This is a genomic window from Mesorhizobium sp. AA23 (genome assembly GCF_001672435.1).
Classification (GTDB): Bacteria; Pseudomonadota; Alphaproteobacteria; order Rhizobiales; family Rhizobiaceae; genus Mesorhizobium.
The window spans coordinates 94552-117155 of the sequence record NZ_LYTP01000008.1; the positions used below are offsets into that span (position 1 = coordinate 94552).

Genomic DNA, 22604 nt, shown 5'->3' on the forward strand with positions numbered 1-22604 from the left:
TCCGGTCATGAAGTCTTTGGCCAATTGCTGAAAAGCCAAAAGCCGGCGACGCGCCTTATGCGGCGAGCTTCTTGCCGTGCTTCTTGTGGGTACGCTTCTTGGTGTGGTGCTTCACATGATGCTTCTTGGCGTGATGCTTCGAGTGCTTCTTCACGTAATGCTTGCGGGCGTGACGGCGATGATGCTTGACATGCTTCTTGTGCGGGCCGTTGGCGTCCGGCTTGGCCGTCTCGGTGGCCGCAGCCGGAGCCGCGGTGGTCGTCGTCGTCGCAGCCGTCGTGGTCGCGGCAGCGTTGGCTTCGGTAGTGCCGAGCGCCGGCACCGCGAAAGCAAGCGCGACCGCCAGGCCGAGAACGGAGAGAAGGGTCTTTTTCATAAGTCGGCATTCCTTTTTCGAAGATCGATATCAGGTTGTCGCTGGCCGTAGTTCGGCTGCTCCGGTGCCGCTTATGACAGCCGGTCTTTTCGCGAGTTTTTCCGGGCTGTTGAATCTTGTTTCCGGATTGTGTCTGGCGGGGAGGGGGCGCTTGCTGGTCAATTCGACCTGCCCCGGCTGGGTCGCGACATGGGGGGTGCCGGCGGCCGCCCCGTCGCGCAAGGCGCAGCCGGCATCGTCTGCGCCGCAACCTTGCCCGACGGTCCGAGCGGCGGCTTTTTAGCGATGGCAAGCGGCTGCCCTGGTGAAGGGACACCATGCTGCCCCCAACCCATCCGCATGCTACGAAAATAGCATTCCCGGCCAGCGAAATGTGATGCTAGGCTCGCGCCCGTGCACCCAAGGCGCGCGGCGGCCCAGCCGCAAACGAGCAGGCCCGCAAGAATAGGAGTGGCAGGGGGGATCGAGGCCTCAATCCACAATCCGACGGAACTGTTGAACCATTGCGAGGTCCGCCGCGTTTCCCGTGGTTGACCACAAGGGAGGAACTACCAGTGAAAGCATCCTATCTCGTCTCCGCCGCGCTCATTGCGGCATCCGCAATGCCGGCGGCGGCTGGCGAAATCTCGGACGGCAAGGTCAAGATCGGCATCTTGAACGACCAGTCCGGCGTCTATGCCGATTTCGGCGGCAAATGGTCGGTCGAGGCCGCCAAGATGGCGGTCGAGGATTTCGGCGGCAAGGTGCAGGGCGCGCCGATCGAGATCGTCAGCGCCGACCACCAGAACAAGCCGGACATCGCCTCCAACATCGCGCGCCAGTGGTACGACACCGAGCAGGTCGACGCGATCATGGAGCTCACCACGTCTTCCGTCGCGCTCGCCGTCCAGGGGCTTTCCAAGGAAAAGAAGAAGATCGACATCGTCACCGGCGCCGCCTCCACCGACCTCACCGGCAAGCAGTGCTCGCCCTATGGTTTCCACTGGGCCTACGACACCCACTCCCAGGCGGTCGGCACCGGCGGCGCGCTGGTGCAGCAGGGCGGCGACAGCTGGTATTTCATCACCGTCGACTATGCATTCGGCTATTCGCTGAAGGACCAGACCGCCAAGCTCGTGGAATCCAGTGGCGGCAAGGTGCTGGGCGAGGTGCGCTATCCGCTTGGCTCCACCGACTATTCCTCCTTCCTGCTGCAGGCGCAGTCCTCCGGCGCCAAGATCATCGGCCTAGCCAATGCCGGCCTCGACACCTCGAACTCGATCAAGCAGGCGGCCGAGTTCGGCATCGTCGCCGGCGGCAAGCGGCTGGCGGCGCTGCTCTTCACGCTGGCCGAGGTGCATGGCCTTGGCCTGCAGGCGGCGCAGGGCGTTGTGCTGACGGAAGGCTATTACTGGGACCGCGACGATGTGAGCCGCGATTTCGCGCAACGCTTCTTCAAGCGCACCAACCGCATGCCAAACATGGTTCAGGCCGGCACCTATTCGGCGGTGACGCAGTATCTGAAGGCCATCGACAAGGCCGGCACCGACGAGACCGAAGCGGTGGCCAAGCAATTGCATGAGATGCCGGTCAACGACGTGTTCACTGTGAACGGCAAGGTGCAGGCCGACGGCTCGATGGTGCACGACATGTATCTCTACCAGGTCAAGAAGCCGGAGGAGAGCAAGAAGGACTGGGACTACTACACCTACCTGGCGACCATTCCCGGCGACAAGGCCTTCATGAAGGCCGAGGACAGCGGCTGCCCGCTCGTCAGCAAGTGACGCTCGACACCGCCACCGCCGTCCGCCGGGACGGCATCGACCAGACGCCGCGGGTGGTGCTTTCCGCACGCGGCCTGCGGCGCGACTTCGCCGGATTCGTCGCCGTGAAGGATGTCGACCTCGACGTCCACCACGGCAGGATCCATGCCTTGATCGGCCCGAATGGCGCCGGCAAGACCACCATCTTCAACCTGTTGACCAAATTCCTGCAGCCGACCAGCGGCACCATCCAGCTGCTCGGCACCGACATCACCCGCACGCCGCCGGCCAAGGTGGCGCGCATGGGCCTTGTACGCTCCTTCCAGATATCGGCGATCTTTCCGCATCTCAGCGTGCTCGACAATGTGCGCGTCGCGCTGCAGCGTCCGGGCGGGCTGGGCTGTCAGTTCTGGCGCCCGGTCTCGGCGCTGGACCAGCTGACGCCCCGGGCGCGCGAGCTGCTAGCCATAGTCGGGCTCGACGACGCCGCGCATCGGCTGGCGGGCGATCTCTCCTATGGCAGGAAGCGTGTGCTGGAAATCGCCACCACGCTGGCGCTCGATCCAAAAGTTCTGCTGCTCGACGAGCCGATGGCCGGCATGGGGCATGAGGATGTCGGCACGATCTCAGGCATCATCCGCTCGCTGGCGAAAGACCGCGCCGTGCTGATGGTCGAGCACAACCTCACCGTCGTTGCCGATCTCTGCGACTGGATCACCGTCATGCAGCGCGGCCAGGTGCTTGCCGCCGGCGACTACGCGACTGTGAGCCAGGACGAGCGCGTGCGCGTCGCCTATATGGGGACCGAGCATGAGTGAGCCACTGCTTGCCGTGCGCGACCTTCATGCCTGGTACGGCGAGGGCCATGCGCTGCACGGCGTCAACCTCGAAGTCCTGCGCGGCGAGACGGTTACGCTGCTTGGCCGCAACGGCGTCGGCAAGACGACGACGCTGCGCGCCATCATGGGGCTGATCCGCAAACGGACGGGCAGCGTCACTTTCAATGGCAAGGACCTGATCCGCCTGCCGCTGCACCGCGTCGCCCACCAGGGCATCGGTTTCGTGCCGGAGGAGCGCGGCATCTTCGCCACGCTCACCGTCGACGAAAATCTGATCCTCCCGCCGGTGGTGGCCAAGGGCGGCATGAGCGTGGAGGAGATCTTCGACCTCTTCCCCAACCTCAAGGAACGTCGCAACAGCCAGGGCACGAAGCTTTCCGGCGGCGAGCAGCAGATGCTGGCGATCGCCCGCATCCTGAGGACCGGCGTCGAAATGCTTTTGCTCGACGAGCCGACCGAAGGCCTTGCGCCGGTCATCGTCCAGCGCATCGGCGAATTGTTGGCGACGCTGAAGAAGCGTGGCATGACCATCCTTTTGGTCGAGCAGAATTTCCGCTTCGCCGCCCGCATCGCCGATCGCTTCTACCTGATGGATCACGGCAAGGTGGTGGAAGGTTTCCCGGTCGGCCAGCTTTCCGCGCACACCGACAAACTGCACGAGGTGCTGGGGGTATGATGGCCAAATGACCATGATCTTCGGCATCCCCATCCAAGCCTTGCTCGGCCAACTGCTTGTCGGCCTGATCAACGGCTCTTTTTACGCCATGCTCAGCCTCGGGCTGGCCGTCATCTTCGGGCTCTTGCGCATCATCAATTTCGCCCATGGCGCGCTCTATATGTTCGGCGCCTTCATCGGCTATCTGCTGCTCGTCCATCTCGGCATCGGCTACTGGCCGGCGCTGATCATCGTGCCTTTGGCCGTCGGCCTGTTCGGCATCGTGGTGGAGCGCGTAGCACTGTCGCGGCTCTACCGGCTCGACCCGCTTTATGGCCTGCTTTTCACCTTCGGCCTTGCGCTGGTCATCGAAGGCGTGTTCCGCTTCTATTATGGCGTCTCCGGCAATCCTTACGCGGTGCCGACCCTGCTTGCCGGAGGCACCAATCTCGGCTTCATGTTCCTGCCCAATTACCGCGGCTGGGTGGTGGTGGCCTCGCTCATCGTCTGCATCGGCACCTGGCTGCTGATCGAAAAGACCAGGCTCGGCTCCTATTTGCGCGCCGCCACGGAGAACCCCGAGCTGGTGCAGGCTTTCGGCGTCAACGTGCCGCTGCTGCTGACGCTCACTTATGGGCTGGGCGCAGCACTTGCCGGGCTGGCCGGCATTCTTGCGGCGCCCGTCTACCAGGTCAGCCCGCTGATGGGATCGGACCTCATCATCGTCGTCTTCGCCGTCGTCGTGGTCGGCGGCATGGGCTCGATCCTCGGCGCCATCGTCACCGGCTACATGCTCGGCCTCGCCGAGGGCCTGACCAAAGTTTTCTATCCGGAGGCCTCGAACCTGGTGGTCTTCGTCATCATGGCAATCGTGCTTTTGCTCCGCCCCGCGGGCCTGTTCGGAAGGGACGCGTAAGATGAGCGAGGCGACCCTTCACGCAGAGCGCGCCGCTGCCTCCGTCCGGCTGGAACGGGCGCTTGTGGCGCTGGGGATCATGGCGCTCGTCGCCGCCCCGTTCGTCATCTACCCGATCTTCGTCATGAAGATGCTGTGCTTCGCGCTGTTCGCCTGCGCCTTCAACCTGCTCCTCGGCTACACCGGGCTGCTTTCCTTCGGCCACGCCGCCTTCTTTGGCGGCGCCGCCTATTTCTGCGCCTATGCCGTGAAAGCCTGGGGCTGGCCGCCCGAGGCCGGCATCCTGCTCGGCGCTGCGGGCGCGGCAGGCATGGGCCTCGTCGTCGGCTTCCTCGCCATCCGCCGGCAAGGCATCTATTTCGCCATGATCACGCTGGCGATGGCGCAGATGTTCTATTTCTTCTGCGTGCAGGCGCCCTTCACCGAAGGCGAGGACGGCATCCAGGGCGTGCCGCGGGGCCATCTCTTCGGCATGCTCGACCTCAACGTGCCGATGAACATGTATTTCTTCGTGCTCGCCATCTTCCTGATAGGCCTTTTCGCCATCTGGCGCATCGTCAACTCGCCCTTCGGCATGATCCTGCGCTCGATCCGCGAGAACGAGAACCGTGCCATTTCGCTCGGCTATTCCGTCGGCCGCTACAAGCTCGCCGCCTTCGTCATGTCGGCGGCCCTTGCCGGCCTCGCCGGCGCGGTGAAGGCGATCGTCTTCCAGTTCGCGACCCTCACCGACGTCACCTGGCAGATGTCGGGCGAGGTCATCCTGATGACGCTTCTTGGCGGCATCGGCACCATGGTCGGCCCGGTGGTCGGCGCCGGCCTCGTCGTCGGCCTCGAGAACACGCTTGCCACCTCCGGCTTCCCGGTGACGATAGCGACCGGCGTGATCTTCATGGTCTGCGTGCTGATCTTCCGGCGCGGGATCGTGGGGGAGATCTATGCGCGGTTGCTGGGGAGGGAGGGCGGCAAGAGCTCTTAAGCAGCCGCCTCGAACCGTTTAATTTCCTTGAGCTCTTCCTGCAGCGACGCGCCCTCCACGGCCAGGTCGTAACTGGCTTGCATGTTCATCCAGAACTGTGGCGTGGTGCCAAAGAATTTGGCGAGACGCAGAGCGGTGTCCGGCGTAACGGGCGTGGTCTCGTTGGCGAGGCGCTCGATGCGGGTACGTGGGACGTGAAGCTTTTTCGCCAGGGTGTAGGGCTTCAGGTCGAGTGGCTCAAGGAACTCGGCCCGCAATATCTCGCCGGGATGAATAGGCTTATCGAGGTTGATCATTGGTTCCGCTCCTGTCGGACAGAGCTGGTTGGTTTAGCTAATGGTAGTCGGTGATCTCCACATTGTCCGCTCCTCCATCGGTCCACCGAAAGCAAACACGAAATTGGTCGTTGATACGGATTGAGTACTGACCGGCGGGATCGCCCTTCAGCGCTTCAAGCCGATTTCCCGGTGGGACTTTGAGGTCGGCCAGTTCGGCTGCGTTGTCCAGCATGAACAGTTTCCGCTGAGCGACACGAATGAGATCTGCCGGAAATCCTTTCGGAGCTTTGCCTGTCGAAATCGCTTCAGTGGTCTTGTCTGTGAACGAACGTATCATCCACTGCCCCTCGCAACGTATCTTTGCATGATACGTCTGCGAGATCAAGCGCAGAGTATCATGCCGCGATACGAAATGCCTCGAGGGATCATGTTGAGTGAGGTGCGCCCACCGGCACCTCCAGCCCGACCTTTACCCGATCCATCGCAACGAACGTGCGAAACCGCCTGACGTTGTTGTTCTCAAAAAACAATCGCCGGGTCAGCGCCTCGTAGTCGGCCATCGTCACCACGGTGACGACCAGGATGAAGTCGGCCTCGCCGGTCACGTAATAGCACTGCTGTACTTCGGGCACCGCGGCGAAGCCGCGCTTGGCGGCGTCGATCAGCTCGGCCCGCTCGCTCTCCACCTCGACCTCGACGAAGATGGTGATCGGATGGCCGACCTTGGCCGGATCGACCAGCGCGACATTGGCGCGGATGACGCCCATTTCCTCCATGCGCTTGATGCGCCGCTGCACGGCCGGCGCCGAGAGGTTCACCGTCTCGCCGATAATGCGCTGGGGCGTGCTGTTGTCCTTCTGCAGGATGGCGAGGATGGCGCGGTCGAAGGCGTCGAGGTCGGGCAAAATGGACATGACAGCATCTAAACGAAACAAACTTGCATTTCAGGTGCCGAAATAGAGGCGCCTTTCTCACTGGAATTGCAATAAATTTCAGCCAACAAGACAGAGAAAGCCGATCCATGTTCCTGCTCAACCACCACCCGAGCCATCGCCAGCCGCTGACCGAACAAGACGCCGCGACGCTTGGGCTCGCCGGAGCCGCGGACGCCGAGCGCTTCCTGGCCGCGCGCGACAACCATGCCGAGACGCCGCTGCATGCCTTGCCGGCGCTGGCCGGCGAACTCGGCGTCGGCTCGCTGTATGTCAAGGATGAGGGTAAGCGCCTCGGCCTCGGCAGCTTCAAGGCGCTGGGCGGCGCCTACGCCGTCATCCGACTGGTGCTGGAAGAGGCCGAGGAACGGCTCGGCCGCGCCATCGATGTCGCGGAATTGCATGGGCCCGACGTGCAGGCGATTGCGGCCGGGATGACCTTCGCCTGCGCGACCGACGGCAATCATGGACGCTCGGTGGCGCAGGGCGCCGGCCTGGTCGGTGCGCGCTCCGTCATCTTCGTCCATTCGGGCGTAAGCAGCGAACGCGTGGCGGCGATCGCCCGCTTCGGCGCCGAGATCGTGCGCATCGCCGGCGATTACGACCAGTCGGTCAGGGAAGCCGCCCGTGTCGCCGCCGAGCGCGGCTGGACCGTCGTCTCCGACACATCCTGGCCGGGCTATGAGCGCATCCCGGGGCTGGTGATGCAGGGCTACACCGTTATCGTGCGCGAAGCGCTGAGGCGCTTGCCGCAGCCGCCCACCCACGTCTTCCTGCAGGCCGGCGTCGGCGGCCTCGCCGCGGCGGTGGCCGGCCATTTCGCCATCGTGCTTGGCGAAGATCGCCCGACGGCAATCGTGGTCGAGCCCGCGCGGGCGGCGTGCGTCTACGCCACCGCGAAGGCGGGGCGTCCAGTCGCGATTGCGCACAGCAAGCCCACGGTGATGGCGATGCTCGAATGTTACGAGCCGTCATTGGTCGCTTGGCGCGTCCTGTCGCGGCTCGGCGATGCTTTCATGACCGTGGACGAGGACGACGCGGTTTCGGTGATGAACCGCCTGGGGCGGCCTTCAGGCACTGATCCGGCGATCGTTTCCGGCGAGAGCGGCGGGGCGGGGCTCGCCGGGCTGATCCGCGCTGCCGGCGACAAGAAGATGCGCGGGGCTCTCGGCCTCGATGCCCATTCGCGCGTGCTCATCATCAACTCCGAAGGCGCGACAGACCCCGGCCGCTATGCCGAGCTGGTCGGGATGGCGCCGGACGAGGTTGCGCTGGCGAGGCAGCCGGCATGAGCAATCTGACGATCAATGCCGACCGTCTGCTTGGCCGTATCGAGGAGCTCGGCAGCCTCGGTCGCGATGCGCAGGGCCGGCTCGTCCGCGTTGCCGCCTCCGACATGGACAAGCTTGGCCGCGACCGCCTTGTCGGTTGGCTGGAAGAGGCAGAGCTCGACGTCGCCATCGATCGTATGGGCAACATCTTCGGCATCTGGCAGGGCGACGCCGAGGCAGGCCAGGAAGCGGTGATGCTCGGCTCGCACATCGACACGGTGATCGACGCCGGCATCTATGACGGCTGCTACGGCGTGCTTGCCGGCCTCGAAGCGATCGAGAGCCTGAAGGAGGCAGGATTCGCGCCGGCGCGCCCGCTTGTGGTCGCCGCCTTCACCAATGAGGAGGGCGTGCGCTATTCGCCTGATATGATGGGCTCGCTGGTCTTTGCCGCCGGCCGGGATATCGAAGAGGCGCTGGCCTCGATCGGCACCGACGGCTCGGTGCTGGGCAGAGAGTTGGAGCGCATCGGTTATGCCGGCCGACATCAGCCCGGCTTCCTCAAGCCGCATGTCTATGTCGAGCTGCATGTCGAACAGGGACCGGTGCTGGAGCGCGAGGGCATCGCCATCGGCGCGGTCGAAAACCTGCAGGGCATTTCCTGGCAGCGCATAACCATCGACGGCGTGGCCAACCATGCCGGCACCACGCCGATGTCGATGCGCCAGGATGCCGGCGTCGCCGCCGCGCGGGTGATCAGCTTCCTCGCGGACCGAGCCAGCGCCTCGCCGACGCCCACGGTCGCCACCGTTGGCACCATCGCTTTCGAGCCAAACGCCATCAACGTCATCCCGTCGCGGGCAATCTTCACCATCGACCTTCGCGATCCGAACGAAATGCATCTTCGCGAAGCGGAAGCGGCGCTCGCCGCCTTCCTGGACGACCTTGCCGCAAGCGCCGGCGTCACCATCCATGCCGAAAGCCTGGCGCGCTTCGAGCCGGTGACGTTCGATGCCGGCATCGTCTCGCTGATAGAGGATGGCGCCAGAGCCGCCGGCCTCTCCTGCCGGCGCATGACGTCGGGCGCGGGGCACGACGCGCAGATGATTGCCCGCATTGCGCCGTCCGCGATGATCTTCGTGCCGAGCCGGGGCGGCATCAGCCACAGCCCGGACGAGTTCACCGCCGCCGACGAACTGGTTGCGGGCGCCAATGTCCTGCTTGGCGTCGCCGCCCGGCTGGCAGCCGACTGATCGCGGAACCAAACGGTATGTTGTCGACGGCAGGTGCCGCCAAGGCGAAACACCACCAAAAATAGTCATCTCGAAACGTTGCGTGCCACCAAGGCGGGAATCCGGCGACATCTGATCGAAACAAACTTCAATCACTAGCCAGATTAGGGAGCGCGATTCTCGCGCGCGTCAAAAAAGTTCAGTGTATCGAAGAAAGAATAGCATGCTGCTCATCAACCAGCGCCCCGAACACAACCAGCCGCTGGTGCCGGCCGACGCCGAGGCCCTCGCCCTGGCGGGCGCCGACCGGGCCGAGCATTATCTCAGGGCTCGCGACGACCATGCCGAAACGCCTCTCTATGCCCTGCCGGCGCTGGCCAATGGCCTCGGCATCGCAGCACTGCATGTCAAGGACGAGGGCCAGCGTCTTGGCCTTGGCAGCTTCAAGGCGCTGGGCGGCGCCTATGCCGTCATGCGGCTGGTGCTGGAAGAGGCCGGCAAGCGCTTCGGTCGCGAAGTCGATATCTGCGAAATCAACGATCCGAAGCTGCGCGCTATCGCCGCCCAGATGACCTTCTGCTGCGCCACCGATGGCAACCATGGCCGATCGGTCGCGCAGGGGGCGGGCCTCGTCGGCGCGCGTTCGGTCATCTACGTCCATGCCGGCGTCAGCGCCGAGCGCGTGGCGGCCATCGCCCGCTTCGGCGCCGAGATCGTGCAGGTCGAGGGCGGTTATGATCATGCGGTCCGCGAGGTCGCCCGGGTCGGCGCCGAGCGCGGCTGGAAGATCGTCTCCAACACCTCCTGGCGCGGCTACGAGCGCATTCCGGGGCTTGTCATGCAGGGCTACACCGTGATCGTGCGCGAGGCGCTGCGGCACATGGCCGAACCGCCCACGCACGTCTTCCTGCAGGCCGGCGTCGGCGGCTTTGCGGCGGCGCTTGCGGGCTATATGGCGATTCTGCTCGGCGAGCGGCGGCCGAAGGCCGTGGTGGTCGAGCCGAGGCGCTCGGCTTGCGTCTACGCCTCGATGGAGGCCGGCCGTCCCGTAACGATCGCGCCTCAGCAGTCGACGGTGATGGCCATGCTGGAATGTGCCGAGCCGTCCCTGATCGCCTGGCGGGTGCTGGCCCGCGTCGGCGATGCCTTCATGACCGTCGACGAAGAAGACGCAGTCGCGGTGATGAACCGACTGGCCCGGCCCTTGGGCAACGATCCGGCCATCGTTTCCGGCGAGAGCGGCGGCGCGGGGCTTGCCGGGCTGATCCGCGCAGCCGGAGACAAGGGCATGCGCGCGGCTCTCGGGCTCGATGCGACGTCGCGCGTCGTCGTCATCAATTCGGAAGGCGCAACCGACGCCGGCCGTTACACCGAGCTGGTCGGGGCGGTGGCGCGGGAGCTCGAGCTGCAGATCGCCTGAAGGATTTTCAGGAAAGCGGGCTTCCCCCCGGAATCGATGGAAATGAAGCGCAACTTCGGGAAGACTCGCCTGGAACGAGCGCTGGGGAAAGAGAAGATGGCTGACCTCGACCAGCAGCAGCTGCATCGCGCGATGACGGCCTGGCGGCGCGACCTCCACGCCCACCCGGAATTCGGCTTCGAGGAAAAACGCACCGCCGCCTTCGTGGCGGAGAAGCTTCGCGCCTTCGGGCTCGAAGTCGCGGAAGGCATCGGCGGCACCGGCGTTGTCGGCACGCTGGCCAGGGGCAGCGGCAATCGCGCGATTGCGCTGCGCGCCGACATGGATGCGCTGCGCATCGCCGAGCAAGGGACGCGAGCCTGGACCTCGCAGACGCCCGGCACCATGCATGCCTGCGGCCATGACGGCCACACCGCCATGCTGCTCGGCGCGGCGAAGCTGCTGGCGGAAGAAGGGGGCTTCGACGGCACGGTGCGGTTCATCTTCCAGCCGGCCGAGGAGTGGGGCAGGGGCGCGCTTGCGATGATCGAAGACGGGCTCATCGAACGCTTTCCCTTCGAGGAAATCTTCGGGCTGCACAATATGCCGGGCTTGCCCATCGGCCACTTCGAAACCCGGAGCGGTCCGATCATGTCGGCCGAGGACAATTTCGAGATCGTGCTGAAAGGCTTGGGCGGCCACGCCGCCAGGCCGCACGACGCTCGCGAGACGCTGATTGCCGCCTGCGCGCTGGTCGTCAACCTGCAGACCATCGTCTCGCGGCGCCTGAGCCCCGTCGATATCGGCGTCGTCTCGGTCACCGAGCTCATCACCGACGGCACCCGCAACGCGCTGCCCGGCCTCGCCCGCATCCTTGGCGACTGTCGCAGTTTCCGGCCCGAGGTGAGCGCGGCGATCGAGAAGGAGATGCGCCTCATCGCCGAAGGCACGGCGCAGGCCTATAACGTAGCGGCTGAGGTCACTTACACGCGCGAGTTCGTGCCCTTGATCAACGACGCGGCGCTGGTGAATGAGGCGCTTGCTGCGGCCCGAACGGTGCTGGCCGGCGATGCCGTCGGCATCGCCGCCGAGCCGATGACCGCCTCGGAGGATTTCGCCCGCTTCCTCACCGAAGTGCCCGGCTGTTTCGTCTTCCTCGGCAACGGCAATTCCGCCCCGCTGCACAACCCGGCCTACGATTTCAACGATGAAGGCCTGCTGCATGGCGCGCGTTTCCACGCGGCGGTGGTGAGGCGAAGGCTGGCGGCGGGGTAAGGGCGTCTGCGATTGGCGAAAGCGGCGGAGCTTCTGCTTCGTCATCCTCGAGCTTGACCCGAGGATCCATTCGATGCCCTTTGGCGTAGAGTTCGGCAGCGCAGAATACTGTAGCTGTTGCAACGCTTTAGCGTAACGGCATGAATCCCAGGGTCTGCGCGCGTCGCTTCGCTCCTTGCTTCGCCCTCGGATGACGAAGCAGATGGGCCGCGATCCTTCGCGCCCCCTGTTCTGCCAGACATTTCCTCCAAAAAGCGGGGAGATTGGCAGCTTCACCCCAGTAACCCTTTTTTGTCAGCTTTCATGCACTATGCCCGAACGGGGACGGCAAGAACGAGGGCATGGCGGACGACACCAAACGCAACGGCGAATTCTGGGCGCTGGCGCTCGATCGCGCCCAGCTCGGCCTATGGGACTGGAATCTCGCGACGGGCGATTGCTACTATTCGCCGACCTGGTGGAAGATGCTGGGTTATGCCGAGGGCGAGCTCGATACCTCCGATCTGTGGCTGAAGCTCACTCATCCCGACGACTGCGAGCGAGCACTGGCGAGCGGCGACCGCCATATCGCTGGTGACACCGAGTCGATCGAGACGGAACTACGGCTGAAGCACAAGGACGGCCGCTGGGTCTGGGTGCTTGACCGCGGCGGCATCGTCGAGCGCGATGCCGAGGGCAAGCCGCTGCGCCTGATGGGCGTGCAGACCGATATCACCAGGCAGAAGGAGGCCGAGGCCGCGCTTGAGCAGGTCAATGTTCGCTTGCGGCTCGCGCTCGCCGCCAGCGGCACCGGCATCTGGCACTACGATATCGGCACCAACAAGAGCTATTGGGACCCGCGCACCAGGGAGATCTTCGGCATGGTCAGCGATACCGACGAGGTGACGGCCGATCTCTGGCACACCTATCTCCACCCGGACGACAAGGAGGCCACCGAGCGCGCGCATCTGCCGCCGCCGGGCTCGAAAAGCGTGACCGCCACGCAATACCGTATCGTCCGGCGCGACGGCTCGGTCCGCCATGTCGAGTCGCTGGTGCGTTTGATCGCCGTCGCCGGCTCGGCCGGCCAGATCCTCGGCACGGTGCGCGACATCACCGACGAGACGAAGCGCGCCGAGGAGCTCGCTTACGCCGCCCATCACGATGCGCTGACCGGGCTGTGGAACCGCTCGGCCTTCGACCGGCTGCTCGCCGAAAACATCGGCGCGGCGGACCGGCTGCCGCTTGCCGTCTTCTATGTCGACCTCGACTACTTCAAGGCGCTGAACGACTATGCCGGCCATGCCGCGGGCGATATCGCGCTGAAGAGCGTCGCCGGCGGCATCCGCGCCAGCCTGCCGCCTTCGGCGCACGCCGCGCGCCTCGGCGGCGACGAATTCGCGCTGCTGGTTCCGAACTGCAGCGACGCTTGCGCCGAGCGGCTGGCGCGTGCCGTGCTCGCCGCGGTGCGCGACGCCGATCTCGGCTCCGCCGTGTCGTCCCGCAGGCTAGCCGCCAGCATCGGCATCGCCTTCGTGCGCGATCCCCGGACGACGGTAACCGATGCGCTCGCCTGCGCCGACGATGCCTGCTACGCCGCCAAAGCCGGCGGGCGCGACCGCTTCGCCGTGTTCTCGGCCGAAACAGCTTCCGGAGCCGGCGGCCTCAACGCCGCGCGGCTTGCCGCCGATCTGGTCGATGCCATGGAGGACAGCCGGTTGAAGCTGTTCGGCCAGGAGATCCATCGCCTCGGCAGGCCTTGGCAAGACAGCCGCCATGTCGAGGTGCTGGCGCGGCTCGAGGCGCGCAACGGCAAGCTGATCTTGCCGGGCGAGTTCATGCCGGTGGCCGAACGCTTCGGGCTTGCCGCCCGGCTCGACCGCTGGATCATCCGCACGGCGCTGTCGCGCCATGGCAGGGCGATGCTCTCCGGCGCCGTCTCGCTCGGCTTCAACCTGTCGGCGCAGACGCTCTCCGATCCGCAGCTTTGGGATTTCGTCGACGCGGCGATCGCCGAGAACGGCGCGCCGCCGTCTGCAATCGGTTTCGAGATCACCGAGACCGCGGCTGTCACCAATTTCGACGCAGCGGAGGAATTCGTGCGCCGGGCAAGGCTGCGCCATTGCCGTGTCAGCCTCGACGATTTCGGCGCCGGCATGAGCTCGTTCGAATATCTGCGGCGCTTTCCTATCGATGCGATCAAGATTGACGGCTCCTTCGTCCAGCACATCGCCGACAGCCGCTTCGACCGCGAGATCGTCTCGGCAATCGCCGGCATCGCCCGCTCGATGGGCTGCGCCGTCGTGGCCGAGAAGGTCGAGGGGAAAAGCGCGCTGGAGATCCTCGTCGGCATGGGCGTCGGCTATGGCCAAGGCTATTTCCTGCACCGGCCAGAGCCGCTGGAGGCGATCGTGGCGCGGGCCGCGGCTGAGAAGCCACAAGCCCGGGTGGGTGTCGCAAAATAAGCCGCGGCTAAAAACGCGAGCACCCTCCGCGATTGCCGAGATCGAACAGCAGCTCGGCCTGGATCAGCTCGGCATTTCGCCCGATACAATGGTCCCGCGATCATCGACCCGCAGGATCCCGACCCGCTGGACCGGCGCTGGAAAAGCATCTGGGCTGGATCGACGAGACCGCTTCGATCGCGTCTGGCGAAATTGGGGTCTACGGCAGTTGATGCGATGGAGAGCCAATCTCCTCCTTGGGGAGATGCCCCGGCATGGCAGAGGGCGGCCGCCGGCGTTTACCCCATCACCCACCGCAATACCCCGGCCGAAGCCACGCCGATGACCACCGTCGGCAGCATCGACAGTCTTGTCGCCGCGAGCAATGTGATGGCGAGCGCCGCCAGGTCGGCCGGATTCTTCGACACGAAGTCGGGCGCGATCACCGAGATCAGCACGCAGCCAGGCGCGGCTTCCATCACGGCGGTGGCGCGTGGGCTGAGCGTGCGGTTCCTGAGCACGACATAGCCGCCGATCCGCGTCAAATAGGTGACGCCGGCCATGGCAAGGATGGCGAGAACGGTCCAGGGCTCGATCATTTCTCACCTGCCAGAAGCCAGGCGGACACCAACCCGGACAGCGCGCCTGCCGCCACGTACCAGGCGCCCGGAACGACCAGATAAGTTGCCGCCGCCACCACCAGGCTGACAAGCCAGGGGCGCGCCGCGGCAAAACCCTTCCACATGCCGCGCAGCAGCACCAGGAACACAGCCGGAAAGGCCATGGCGAAGCCGTAACGCTCGACGTCGCCAAGCACCGGCCCGAGCGCCGCTCCGCAGGTCGTGAAAATCACCCAGGCAAGATAGAAAGGAAGGGCAGTTCCCGCATAATAGGCGAGGCTGAAGGCTGGCCGCAGCCCGCCTGCCGCGCGGCGCTTCGCGTCGGCGAGCCCGAGCGCCCAGCTCTCGTCGCACATCAAGAACAGCGCGGGCAGCGCCTTGCGCTTGGGCAGGTGGCGCAGGAACGGCGCAAGTGCCGCGCCCATCAGGAAATGCCGGCTGTTGACCAGCAATGTGATGGCGGCGATCAACAGCACATGCGGCGGCGAGGTCCAGAGCTGGATGGCGGCAAATTCGGAGCCGCCGGCGAAGTTGAGGCCCGTCATCAACGGCACCTCGACGACGCTCAAGCCCTTCTGCGCGGCCTGCGCGCCCAGCACGAGTGCGTAGGGGACAATGCCAAGCAGCACCGGCGTCGAGGCGGCGGCGCCCCGCCGGAATTCGGCGCCGCGTGCTTCGGCGGGAGGGTGGCCCAGGGTTATCTCGGAAACGCTCATGGCGTTCTTCGGCCAGCCTTGCGGGGCCGCCTTCTCCGGTTGCTCGATGGTCGGTTATCGCTGGCCACCATAGCCGAAATGCTCCGCAATCGGGTTGCGAAGATGCGCCGTTTCTGCCAAGGTTTGGCATTGGATAGCGAGAATTAAGCCAATATTGGAATCAGACGCCATGAAGCTGGATGAGATCGACAAGCGGATCCTGCGCGCCCTGCAGCGCGACGGGCGCATGGCCAACAACGATCTTGCGAGGGAGGTCGGCCTGTCGCCGTCACCCTGTCTCAGGCGCGTAAAATTGCTGGAGGAGGCTGGCGTCATCGACCGCTATGTCGCGCTGCTCAACCCGGCCAAGATCGGTCGCGGTCATACCTTCTTCACTCGCATCTGGCTGAAGCAGCAGGACGAGGACACGATCGAGCATTTCGCCAGGGAGGTGGCCAAGCTGCCCGAGGTGCTGGAATGCTATCTGATGCTGGGCGATTGCGACGCTATGGTGCGGGTTGTGGCGGCGGGCATCGAGGACTATCGCCGCTTCCAGTCGGAGCACTTAAGTCGCATCAAGGGGGTGCAGAACGTCAAGACCGACGTGCCCAGCCAGACGGTCAAGCAGACTTCGGAGATGCCGCTTTAGATTTCCCTTTTCCGTTGAGGGGGAAGGTGGCCGCGAAGCGTCCGGATGCTGCTGGAAGGACCGCCGCGCGGCAATGAGGCGCCAGTTTCCCAGCGCCTCGTTTCGTTCTATCGTCTCGGATCCGCCGGTCTCCGGCAAGGGAGAAGGCGAACCCCCGCCAAGCTCCCGCCTAATGTTGGGCGTGGTGCTCCGCGTTGCGTTTGTGCGTCGCCGCCGCCTTCTTGGCGGAAGCAGAACGCTCGGCCGCCGAGCGCGAGCTTGACGCTTTGCCGCCGGCCTTGCCGCCCTTGTGCGCTGCCGGATGGCCGGTGTGCTTGCCGCGGCCCGAGCCGCCCGCCTTCTTGCCGCCGCCATCGTCCTTGTTGACGGTCGCCCAGGCCCGCCGCTCGGCTTCCTTCTCGGAGACGCCGCGCTTTTCGTAGCCCTCGGCGATATGGTCGGCCTTGCGCTCCTGCTTGTCGGTGTATTTCGATTTGTCTCCGCGTGGCATTTTTTCTTCTCCTGTTGGGCTGAGAGGAGCCGCCCTACGGCTCCTTCTTCGTTTTGACCGCGTCGCCGAGATCGGACCGCTCGGGGTCCTGGTTGTTCTCGCCGGCCGCGTCGCGATCCTTGTCGGGATCGTCCTTGGCTGGGAGATAGCCTCTCGGCCGATTGGCTTTCGGACCTTCCCAACGTGGCCATTGATCGGATGTGCCTGGACGTCCCGTACGGGGTGAGTTGCTCATCGTTGCCTCGCTTTCAGAGAGCCGGTCAGCCCTCGGCCTTCATGGTTCGTGCGATTTCAAGCAGCTTGTCGCGGTCATGCCCGTGCTCGCGGATCAGCTCGCGCGCCTGCTTCGGTGAAAGGTCGGTGTTCTCGGCCAGGAACCGCACGTCCGGATCGTCGCCGCCCTTGGTCGGCAGCCTTGCGTCTTGTGCCGTTCGGCCAGCGCCCGGGCGATGTGGAAGTTTGCTTTTATCCATCGTTTTCTCCTTCCGATAACCAACCCTTGGCGAAAGGACTGGTTCCTTCGCCGAGCTGGACCGCGATGAGGCAGGGCGCCTGAAACGGGCGGCTGCGGTCGTGCGGGGCTGAGGCTATGCCTTCTCGTTTTCGTGCCCGCGCTCGGCAGCTTCCTTCTTGCGGCGCAGCACTTCGTCGGTGCCGACGATGTCCTTCGCGCCACCGCTGATGGCGGTGGAGACGACCGCGGGCGGATCGCTCGCCGGGAAACTGTCTTCGAGACCGGACTGCAATTGTTCTTCCAGCGTGTCCGGGTTCTCCGAGCGTCCTTGCGTGCGGCGGCCGTCGATCTGTTCCACATCCTGTTTGGCGTCGGGATGCTCGCGCACATTGCGCATCGTGGACACGACGAGTTCGATCGCGAACTCCTTCATTGCCTCGACGTCTCCCGTAACGACGTCCGCTTCTTCGATGACGCGGATGAGGGACGCCTCGACCTTGTCCATCTCGCTCTTGCCTTGGCAGCGCGCCAGCTTCTGGCTCAGGGCGGTGATGAGCAGCGGAGCGAAGGTCGAATAGGCCTGCATACGTGTCTCATCGACACGTTCGGGGTGAAGTGTGCGCACGGACATTGTTGCCTCCGTTCAAACGTCCTGCCGACGGCCGAGCCGCCGGGGTTTCGGAGGAACCAGGGGGAGGGGAAGAAGTTCCAAATTGGATGTTCTGGGCGGCGTCCCGCGAAGGGATCGCGGGACGCCTGCTTAAAGCTCAGCGCTGGCCGCCCTTGCGGCCGGCTTCGGATGCACGTTCGCGGTCTTCGGCGAAGTTGCCGCTGCCGCCCCGGTGCTGACCTGAATCCTGCTGACGCATGTTGCGGTCCTCGGCCTGCTGCTGGCCGCGGCGCTGATCGTCGCGGTTCTTGTGGCTCTGCTGGCCTGCTCTGACGTGCTGTTGGTGAGTTCCGCCTTGATTAGGCATATCTGCAGCTCCGTTGTTGGGGATTGGTCTTCGGGGTTTGATTCAAGGAGGTTCGACCGCCTTGAGTAATGAGAACCGCTGCCCGCGATCGATGTTCCCCCACGAAATATTTCGTGAATCCTTTTAGCCCGACCATGCCGCAACAGCCTTGTCGTGCGTCGCCGGTCCGCGCGGGCGCCAGGGCCCGGGGCCACGGTCGGTATCTTTCCTACGACTGAAGTCGGAGTGGCTCGCGCATTGGGCCCTCGACGGCAACCAAAGCGGAGGCTTCGAGTTGGTAGCGGTCGTCGACGAAGTCCCCTTCATCGGCGCCGTTTTGGGTGCCCGCCGTTTCCGCGCAAATGGCGGGCATCCAATAGCATCCACAATCATTGGAACCAGGAAGTCGCGCGGCCGGCTTCGAAAGCGAGACGACGTTTTGACCTTTATTTCTGCCAAGCCCAATCTGCGAGAGCCCGAAAGCCTGCCCGCGAACGACAATCGCCTCTCCGTCCTCGCCGACACCTCGATTCTCCAATTCCTCAACGACGACGACGATGTCACCGACATCGCCCGGCGCGCCGAGCGCCTTGGCAATGCCGTGGTGATTGTGATGGCGCTTTGCCTGATCGTTGCGCCGGCGATTTACCTCACCCTGGCCTACGGCCTGTAGCCGCAAAAAACTAGCCGAGCCTTGCGGCTGTCTCGGCCGGCGCCTCCTCGGGAAAGAAATGCCCGCCGGGCATCGTCCCGCCGCTGACCCCGCCGCTGACGTCGTCGGCCCACTCCCGCCATAGTGCCAGCGGACCGCCCTCTCGCGCGTACCATTCGGCGAGCGCGCCATGTCCGCTCCATAGCGCAAGCATCGGGCAGCCGATGCGCCGGCCGGCTTTGCGGTCCGCCTGGTCGTGCTCACGGTCGAGCGTCGCTGCCGCACGGTATTCCTCGCAGATGGCGTGCGCGTGGGCTGGATCGCGCAAGGCCTCGGCATAAGCCTGCCGGACCTCGGCGGGAAAGGCGGCAGGCGAGGAACCCCAGCCAGCCAGCGCGCTGTCGACGATCGCATCCGCGGCCGCCGTCATGATCGTCTCCGGCAGCGGCTCGGCTTGCGCCAAGAGCGACCAGGGCCAATAGCCCAGCGCCAGCCGGGCGTCGGCCCTGTCCCAGACATCGGCGGTGGGTACGATGTCGAGCACGGCAAGCTTCTCGATGCGGTCCGGGTGGTCCAGCGCCAGGCGATACGCAACGCGCCCACCGCGATCGTGGCCGGCAACCATGAAGCGGGCAAAGCCGAGCTTCGTCATCAGCGCCGCGAGGTCGGCAGCCATGGCGCGCTTGGCGTAGGGCGCATGATCCGGATCGGATGGCGGACAGGAGCTTTTGCCGTAGCCGCGCAAGTCGGCGCAGACGACGCTAAAGCGGTCGATCAGCTTCGGCGCCACGTCGCGCCACATCAGATGCGTTTCGGGGAAGCCGTGCAGCAGGAGCAGCGCCGGGCCGCTGCCGGCAGTCCGGATGAATGTCCGTGCCGCGCCCGTATCGACTTCCGCGCTTTCGAAACCGCCGAACATGCTTTGTACTCCACAGGCGGAACGGCCGCGGGCGGGATGGTTGCTCGGGCCGCGGCTTCTCTCGGCTGGCGCCTTCCGTGGTCAGCTCCAGGCGGATTTGACTGTAAGGGACGCCTCGAATATCTGGCCTCTCTTGTCGGTGCGCATTTTGATGGTGATGTTGAGGTTATCACTGTTCGGCATCTCGTCGCGCGCGACATCCTGCAAGATCCTGAGCGCCTCCTTTCGCGCGTTTTCTGGTGAGGAGAAGAGCTGCCCCTCGCTGTCCATTTGCGTGTGCACGGTGTTGTACAAATCGAAGTAGAAGCGTTCCATCCGCGAAAGCATCCGCCGCAACCTGGACGTTCAATCCCTGCGCGCGATCATGGTTCCAAAGGACCGTCTTGGCCGGGGACTGCTTTGCCGGCGGCCGGCGGTGTGGTGGTCCGCTGCAACCCGGCCCGGCTCTACAACGTTAGGCCCTTGCAAAATCACAACGGGCGGCCGCGCATGCTGGAACCCCTTTATCTGAACCTGGGTCAGCACGATGCTCTCTCCGAAAGCGAGAAGGCGTTGCTGGCCAGCGCCACATCGGTGGAGAAGTATTTCGTCGCCGGCGAGGATCTCGTCGCCGAAGGATCAAGGCCGACTTTCAGCACCCTCATCGTCGACGGGATTGCCGCGCGCTACAAGGTGCTGGAGGACGGCGGCCGGCAGTTCACTGCGCTCCATGTTGCCGGCGATTTCGTCGATCTGCACGCTTTTCTCCTGAAGACCATGGACCATGGCATCGTCGCGCTGTCGCCCTGCCATATCATCGCTGCGGAGCACAGCAAGTTGCGGGAAATCACCGAAAAGGCCCCGCATTTGACGAGGCTGCTCTGGTTGGACACGCTGGTGGACGGCGCCATCCACCGGGAATGGATCGTGGCCATGGGACGCCGCTCCAAGACCGCGCATCTGGCGCATCTGATATGCGAACTCTTCGTCAGGCTGCAGGCCGTGAAGAAGACGCGGGTCATGAGCTTCAATCTGCCGCTTTCGCAGGCCGAACTCGCCGATGTGCTCGGTCTCTCCGTCGTCCATATGAATCGGGTCATCGGCACGTTGCGCCGCATGAACGTCATCAACTGGACCAACCACCTGATCGACATCCTCGACTGGAACCGCCTGGTCGCCATTGCGGAATTCGACCCGACCTATCTCAGCATGAGGAACGAGCCAAGGTGAGAACGCGTCAGCGCGGCGGCCCTTGGTCGTCGCCAGACCACAGCGAGTCGAGCATCGAGAGTGCCGCGCTCGGGTCGGCCGTCCTCAGCAGGCCCTGCCGGGCGGCGGCCTGCTTGAAAGCGTCGAAGGCGACCGCCGGACGGCAGATGCCCGCCATGGCGTCGTCCACCAGCCGCGCCGCCGCCAAATAGTCGGGCGCTTCCTTGTTCTTCCAGGCTCCGTCCAAGGCCTTCCTTGCGTCGGCGATCGACGAAACCACCATTGAGCCGCCAGTGACGAAGCGGATGGTGAGCGGCAGGAAACTACTCATCCCCGGTCACCATCCAAGCCACTGTTGAGCCCGCCAGGCGAGGCCCGCGAAGGGCGCCGCGGTCACCGCCGCTGCCGCCAGAATGAAAAGATGATTGTTGGTCCGAAAGGGTCTCATCGTTGCCACCACATGTTTTTGGATCGTCATAACGAGGATGCCGCCGACCGGTTGCACAGGCAGGCGCTGAATAAGCGGCAAGCTAATTGCTCGCCGGCCGGCTGGGCGGCTGCGGGCGGTACGGCGGGCGCGGACGCGGCCTGAGCGGCACGCCGGCGCGCAAAGACTGGATCGGCCACGGACGCCGGGCACCCTGGCGCAGAAATGACCTGGACAGTGTGCCGATCAGATCTCGAATTTCCATGGGACTCTCCTCGTAGAGTCCCCCCAAGCTGCGAGCGACTAGCACTCCGGCAGCATTCGCGCATTTAACTTTGATGTACGTGCGCCACGCCCTGCCGAGACCGCAGCCTCTACCGAAAGCCAACCTTTTCGGCCGGCATGCGTTGTCTCTCCGATAGCGTTGTCTCTCGAGAAGAGGATGACGAATGCCCCGGTGCCCCACCGCCACCCGGTGGCAAACACGGCGAGCGGGGCCAGAGTCGACGTCGGCCTGCCAAGGCGAACGGCTCTCCCCGATCGTCGGCGGTTGCCGAATCCATAAGGAGGATCCAATGAAGAAAGCACTTCTTGGCTTCGCCATTGTCCTGATGTCGGGCCAAATGTCGGGAACGACTGCCGCGGCCCAGACCCAGCTGGAGAATCCGCAGATCGAGGATTGCCAGGTCAAACCGGACGCCAGCGCGACCCCTAATCAGACCGGCGAGCAGCCGAAAGCGCAGGCCCCGAAAGCGCAGGCCAATGATCAGTCCAACAACCTGACCGCCAGCCTGGCGCCTTGCGACGGTGTGCTGAAGCCTCCGCCCACGGGCGACAAGAACGCTACCGCTCCGCCGGCCGACACCAGCCAGATGCCGGTGATCAAGCCGGGCGAGGTCCCGCCGCAGCCGTCGAAGTAGAACGCATGATCGGTCTGGCGGGAAACTTTTCCCGCGCGGGCGAGTTACTGACTGTGCAGTTCCCGGATACCCGAACTGCTTCCCACAATTGCCGCCCCGGTTCTCCCATCCGGGGCGGTTTTTTGCCGGCGGCGGGCCCGGCACGGCCTGCCTCGGTGCCTTATCTTCTCGGCTCCGAAGCACGGAACCATCGGGCCCGCGCCGAATTGTCCTCAGCGGGCCGCGTCAGCCGGACCTGGTGGTAAAGAGAACAGGGTTTGGTTTCTCCGGCTTCACACCCTGGCCAACGAAAAGGCAGACGAGCTCTTGTCCCACCC

The 22604-nt window shown here is 64.9% G+C and carries 27 protein-coding genes and 1 pseudogene; 14 read left to right on the forward strand and 14 right to left on the reverse strand.

All coding sequences use genetic code 11. The features are described 5' to 3' along the window. Nucleotides 1–55: 55 nt before the first annotated feature. Nucleotides 56–376 (reverse strand): hypothetical protein, encoded by a 321-nt coding sequence (locus A9K66_RS09080; RefSeq protein ID WP_067322560.1) that lies wholly within the window; start codon nt 374–376, stop codon nt 56–58. 554 nt (nt 377–930) lie between these two features. Between A9K66_RS09080 and A9K66_RS09085 the strand changes: the two genes are divergently transcribed. From A9K66_RS09085 to A9K66_RS09105, 5 genes are read left to right on the forward strand one after another with little or no spacing between them, the layout of a single operon-like run. Next, on the forward strand, nt 931–2139 hold the full coding sequence (locus A9K66_RS09085; protein ID WP_067322564.1) for an ABC transporter substrate-binding protein: 1209 nt from the start codon (nt 931–933) through the stop codon (nt 2137–2139). Further along, entirely contained in the window at nt 2136–2936 is an 801-nt protein-coding gene (locus A9K66_RS09090; RefSeq protein ID WP_245307469.1) for an ABC transporter ATP-binding protein, read from the forward strand. Before A9K66_RS09085 ends, A9K66_RS09090 begins: the two co-directional genes overlap by 4 nt. Continuing rightward, nucleotides 2929–3633, forward strand: a complete 705-nt coding sequence (locus A9K66_RS09095; RefSeq protein ID WP_066998451.1) for an ABC transporter ATP-binding protein — start codon at nt 2929–2931, stop codon at nt 3631–3633. The genes A9K66_RS09090 and A9K66_RS09095 overlap by 8 nt, the downstream gene beginning before the upstream one ends. Nucleotides 3634–3640: 7 nt before the next feature. Beyond that, nucleotides 3641–4528 (forward strand): branched-chain amino acid ABC transporter permease, encoded by an 888-nt coding sequence (locus A9K66_RS09100; RefSeq protein ID WP_066998448.1) that lies wholly within the window; start codon nt 3641–3643, stop codon nt 4526–4528. Between the two features lies 1 nt (nt 4529). Then, nucleotides 4530–5507 (forward strand): branched-chain amino acid ABC transporter permease, encoded by a 978-nt coding sequence (locus A9K66_RS09105; RefSeq protein WP_067322567.1) that lies wholly within the window; start codon nt 4530–4532, stop codon nt 5505–5507. Here the strand turns inward: A9K66_RS09105 and A9K66_RS09110 are convergent. From A9K66_RS09110 to A9K66_RS09120, 3 genes are all read right to left on the reverse strand, one after another. Beyond that, nucleotides 5504–5803, reverse strand: coding sequence for a HigA family addiction module antitoxin (locus A9K66_RS09110; RefSeq protein ID WP_067322571.1), 300 nt, complete (start codon nt 5801–5803; stop codon nt 5504–5506). The two genes, A9K66_RS09105 and A9K66_RS09110, sit on opposite strands and share 4 nt — an antisense overlap. A gap of 37 nt (nt 5804–5840) precedes the next feature. Next, nucleotides 5841–6122, reverse strand: a complete 282-nt coding sequence (locus A9K66_RS09115; RefSeq protein WP_067322666.1) for a type II toxin-antitoxin system RelE/ParE family toxin — start codon at nt 6120–6122, stop codon at nt 5841–5843. A gap of 88 nt (nt 6123–6210) precedes the next feature. Then, entirely contained in the window at nt 6211–6699 is a 489-nt protein-coding gene (locus A9K66_RS09120) for an Lrp/AsnC family transcriptional regulator (protein ID WP_067322574.1), read from the reverse strand. A gap of 107 nt (nt 6700–6806) precedes the next feature. Here A9K66_RS09120 and A9K66_RS09125 point away from each other — a divergent pair, with 107 nt between their 5' ends. The 5 genes from A9K66_RS09125 (at nt 6807) to A9K66_RS09145 (ending at nt 14338) form a co-directional block, all read left to right on the forward strand. Further along, nucleotides 6807–8009, forward strand: coding sequence for a diaminopropionate ammonia-lyase (locus A9K66_RS09125; RefSeq protein WP_067322578.1), 1203 nt, complete (start codon nt 6807–6809; stop codon nt 8007–8009). Continuing rightward, nucleotides 8006–9241, forward strand: coding sequence for a Zn-dependent hydrolase (locus A9K66_RS09130; protein WP_067322581.1), 1236 nt, complete (start codon nt 8006–8008; stop codon nt 9239–9241). Before A9K66_RS09125 ends, A9K66_RS09130 begins: the two co-directional genes overlap by 4 nt. Before the next feature lie 202 nt (nt 9242–9443). Next, nucleotides 9444–10640: a diaminopropionate ammonia-lyase gene (locus A9K66_RS09135; RefSeq protein WP_067322584.1), complete on the forward strand. Its 1197-nt coding sequence runs from the start codon at nt 9444–9446 to the stop codon at nt 10638–10640. 96 nt (nt 10641–10736) lie between these two features. Beyond that, nucleotides 10737–11894 (forward strand): M20 aminoacylase family protein, encoded by a 1158-nt coding sequence (locus A9K66_RS09140; protein WP_067322670.1) that lies wholly within the window; start codon nt 10737–10739, stop codon nt 11892–11894. 341 nt (nt 11895–12235) lie between these two features. Beyond that, nucleotides 12236–14338: an EAL domain-containing protein gene (locus tag A9K66_RS09145; protein WP_067322587.1), complete on the forward strand. Its 2103-nt coding sequence runs from the start codon at nt 12236–12238 to the stop codon at nt 14336–14338. A gap of 278 nt (nt 14339–14616) precedes the next feature. On the opposite strand, the gene A9K66_RS09150 is transcribed toward A9K66_RS09145, so the two are convergent. Both A9K66_RS09150 and A9K66_RS09155 read right to left on the reverse strand, forming a co-directional pair. Next, nucleotides 14617–14916, reverse strand: coding sequence for an AzlD family protein (locus A9K66_RS09150; protein ID WP_067322590.1), 300 nt, complete (start codon nt 14914–14916; stop codon nt 14617–14619). Continuing rightward, nucleotides 14913–15653 (reverse strand): AzlC family ABC transporter permease, encoded by a 741-nt coding sequence (locus A9K66_RS09155; RefSeq protein ID WP_067322593.1) that lies wholly within the window; start codon nt 15651–15653, stop codon nt 14913–14915. Before A9K66_RS09155 ends, A9K66_RS09150 begins: the two co-directional genes overlap by 4 nt. Nucleotides 15654–15822: 169 nt before the next feature. Between A9K66_RS09155 and A9K66_RS09160 the strand changes: the two genes are divergently transcribed. Beyond that, on the forward strand, nt 15823–16281 hold the full coding sequence (locus A9K66_RS09160; RefSeq protein ID WP_067322596.1) for an Lrp/AsnC family transcriptional regulator: 459 nt from the start codon (nt 15823–15825) through the stop codon (nt 16279–16281). Nucleotides 16282–16450: 169 nt separating this feature from the next. Here the strand turns inward: A9K66_RS09160 and A9K66_RS09165 are convergent, their stop codons facing one another. From A9K66_RS09165 to A9K66_RS29345, 5 genes and pseudogenes are all read right to left on the reverse strand, one after another. Continuing rightward, nucleotides 16451–16771 carry a plasmid stabilization protein gene (locus A9K66_RS09165; protein ID WP_067322600.1) on the reverse strand — a complete coding sequence of 107 codons (321 nt, stop codon included), beginning with the start codon at nt 16769–16771 and terminating at the stop codon, nt 16451–16453. Between the two features lie 34 nt (nt 16772–16805). Further along, the gene (locus A9K66_RS09170) at nt 16806–17006 is read right to left on the reverse strand and encodes a hypothetical protein (RefSeq protein WP_067322603.1); all 201 of its coding nucleotides are present in this window, start codon (nt 17004–17006) and stop codon (nt 16806–16808) included. A gap of 25 nt (nt 17007–17031) precedes the next feature. After that, on the reverse strand, nt 17032–17244 hold the full coding sequence (locus A9K66_RS09175; protein ID WP_066998409.1) for a hypothetical protein: 213 nt from the start codon (nt 17242–17244) through the stop codon (nt 17032–17034). Nucleotides 17245–17358: 114 nt separating this feature from the next. After that, a complete protein-coding gene (locus A9K66_RS09180; RefSeq protein WP_067322606.1) occupies nt 17359–17856 on the reverse strand; it encodes a hypothetical protein in 498 nt (165 codons plus the stop codon). A gap of 142 nt (nt 17857–17998) precedes the next feature. Beyond that, nucleotides 17999–18094, reverse strand: a pseudogene (locus A9K66_RS29345) (KGG domain-containing protein); the annotation flags it as partial. Nucleotides 18095–18476: 382 nt separating this feature from the next. Here A9K66_RS29345 and A9K66_RS30200 point away from each other — a divergent pair. Beyond that, nucleotides 18477–18854 carry a hypothetical protein gene (locus A9K66_RS30200; RefSeq protein WP_156751046.1) on the forward strand — a complete coding sequence of 126 codons (378 nt, stop codon included), beginning with the start codon at nt 18477–18479 and terminating at the stop codon, nt 18852–18854. Between the two features lie 10 nt (nt 18855–18864). Here A9K66_RS30200 and A9K66_RS09195 read toward each other — a convergent pair whose 3' ends face one another. Both A9K66_RS09195 and A9K66_RS09200 read right to left on the reverse strand, forming a co-directional pair. After that, complete coding sequence (locus tag A9K66_RS09195) at nt 18865–19752, reverse strand: alpha/beta hydrolase (protein WP_067322616.1); 888 nt, start codon at nt 19750–19752, stop codon at nt 18865–18867. An 81-nt stretch (nt 19753–19833) separates the two neighbouring features. Continuing rightward, nucleotides 19834–20067, reverse strand: coding sequence for a hypothetical protein (locus A9K66_RS09200; protein WP_067322619.1), 234 nt, complete (start codon nt 20065–20067; stop codon nt 19834–19836). A 174-nt stretch (nt 20068–20241) separates the two neighbouring features. Here A9K66_RS09200 and A9K66_RS09205 point away from each other — a divergent pair, with 174 nt between their 5' ends. Further along, a complete protein-coding gene (locus A9K66_RS09205) occupies nt 20242–20961 on the forward strand; it encodes a Crp/Fnr family transcriptional regulator (RefSeq protein WP_066998395.1) in 720 nt (239 codons plus the stop codon). Nucleotides 20962–20968: 7 nt separating this feature from the next. Here the strand turns inward: A9K66_RS09205 and A9K66_RS09210 are convergent, their stop codons facing one another. Next, nucleotides 20969–21271 carry a DUF982 domain-containing protein gene (locus tag A9K66_RS09210; protein WP_067322622.1) on the reverse strand — a complete coding sequence of 101 codons (303 nt, stop codon included), beginning with the start codon at nt 21269–21271 and terminating at the stop codon, nt 20969–20971. A 671-nt stretch (nt 21272–21942) separates the two neighbouring features. Here A9K66_RS09210 and A9K66_RS09215 point away from each other — a divergent pair. After that, on the forward strand, nt 21943–22287 hold the full coding sequence (locus A9K66_RS09215) for a hypothetical protein (protein ID WP_067322626.1): 345 nt from the start codon (nt 21943–21945) through the stop codon (nt 22285–22287). Nucleotides 22288–22604: the final 317 nt, after the last annotated feature.

Excerpts from the sequence above, each read along its gene's own strand:
- A9K66_RS09110 (WP_067322571.1), bottom strand. The coding sequence starts at position 5,803 with ATGATCAACCTCGATAAGCCTATTCATCCCGGCGAGATATTGCGGGCC.
- A9K66_RS09215 (WP_067322626.1), top strand. The coding sequence starts at position 21,943 with ATGAAGAAAGCACTTCTTGGCTTCGCCATTGTCCTGATGTCGGGCCAA.
- A9K66_RS09115 (WP_067322666.1), bottom strand. The coding sequence starts at position 6,122 with ATGATACGTTCGTTCACAGACAAGACCACTGAAGCGATTTCGACAGGC.
- A9K66_RS09205 (WP_066998395.1), top strand. The coding sequence starts at position 20,242 with ATGCTGGAACCCCTTTATCTGAACCTGGGTCAGCACGATGCTCTCTCC.
- A9K66_RS09120 (WP_067322574.1), bottom strand. The coding sequence starts at position 6,699 with ATGTCCATTTTGCCCGACCTCGACGCCTTCGACCGCGCCATCCTCGCC.
- A9K66_RS09130 (WP_067322581.1), top strand. The coding sequence starts at position 8,006 with ATGAGCAATCTGACGATCAATGCCGACCGTCTGCTTGGCCGTATCGAG.
- A9K66_RS09145 (WP_067322587.1), top strand. The coding sequence starts at position 12,236 with ATGGCGGACGACACCAAACGCAACGGCGAATTCTGGGCGCTGGCGCTC.
- A9K66_RS09160 (WP_067322596.1), top strand. The coding sequence starts at position 15,823 with ATGAAGCTGGATGAGATCGACAAGCGGATCCTGCGCGCCCTGCAGCGC.
- A9K66_RS09210 (WP_067322622.1), bottom strand. The coding sequence starts at position 21,271 with ATGAGTAGTTTCCTGCCGCTCACCATCCGCTTCGTCACTGGCGGCTCA.
- A9K66_RS09080 (WP_067322560.1), bottom strand. The coding sequence starts at position 376 with ATGAAAAAGACCCTTCTCTCCGTTCTCGGCCTGGCGGTCGCGCTTGCT.
- A9K66_RS09195 (WP_067322616.1), bottom strand. The coding sequence starts at position 19,752 with ATGTTCGGCGGTTTCGAAAGCGCGGAAGTCGATACGGGCGCGGCACGG.
- A9K66_RS09125 (WP_067322578.1), top strand. The coding sequence starts at position 6,807 with ATGTTCCTGCTCAACCACCACCCGAGCCATCGCCAGCCGCTGACCGAA.
- A9K66_RS09200 (WP_067322619.1), bottom strand. The coding sequence starts at position 20,067 with ATGGAACGCTTCTACTTCGATTTGTACAACACCGTGCACACGCAAATG.
- A9K66_RS09140 (WP_067322670.1), top strand. The coding sequence starts at position 10,737 with ATGGCTGACCTCGACCAGCAGCAGCTGCATCGCGCGATGACGGCCTGG.
- A9K66_RS09175 (WP_066998409.1), bottom strand. The coding sequence starts at position 17,244 with ATGGATAAAAGCAAACTTCCACATCGCCCGGGCGCTGGCCGAACGGCA.
- A9K66_RS09180 (WP_067322606.1), bottom strand. The coding sequence starts at position 17,856 with ATGTCCGTGCGCACACTTCACCCCGAACGTGTCGATGAGACACGTATG.
- A9K66_RS09105 (WP_067322567.1), top strand. The coding sequence starts at position 4,530 with ATGAGCGAGGCGACCCTTCACGCAGAGCGCGCCGCTGCCTCCGTCCGG.
- A9K66_RS09150 (WP_067322590.1), bottom strand. The coding sequence starts at position 14,916 with ATGATCGAGCCCTGGACCGTTCTCGCCATCCTTGCCATGGCCGGCGTC.
- A9K66_RS09155 (WP_067322593.1), bottom strand. The coding sequence starts at position 15,653 with ATGAGCGTTTCCGAGATAACCCTGGGCCACCCTCCCGCCGAAGCACGC.
- A9K66_RS09095 (WP_066998451.1), top strand. The coding sequence starts at position 2,929 with ATGAGTGAGCCACTGCTTGCCGTGCGCGACCTTCATGCCTGGTACGGC.
- A9K66_RS09100 (WP_066998448.1), top strand. The coding sequence starts at position 3,641 with ATGACCATGATCTTCGGCATCCCCATCCAAGCCTTGCTCGGCCAACTG.
- A9K66_RS09165 (WP_067322600.1), bottom strand. The coding sequence starts at position 16,771 with ATGCCACGCGGAGACAAATCGAAATACACCGACAAGCAGGAGCGCAAG.
- A9K66_RS09170 (WP_067322603.1), bottom strand. The coding sequence starts at position 17,006 with ATGAGCAACTCACCCCGTACGGGACGTCCAGGCACATCCGATCAATGG.
- A9K66_RS09135 (WP_067322584.1), top strand. The coding sequence starts at position 9,444 with ATGCTGCTCATCAACCAGCGCCCCGAACACAACCAGCCGCTGGTGCCG.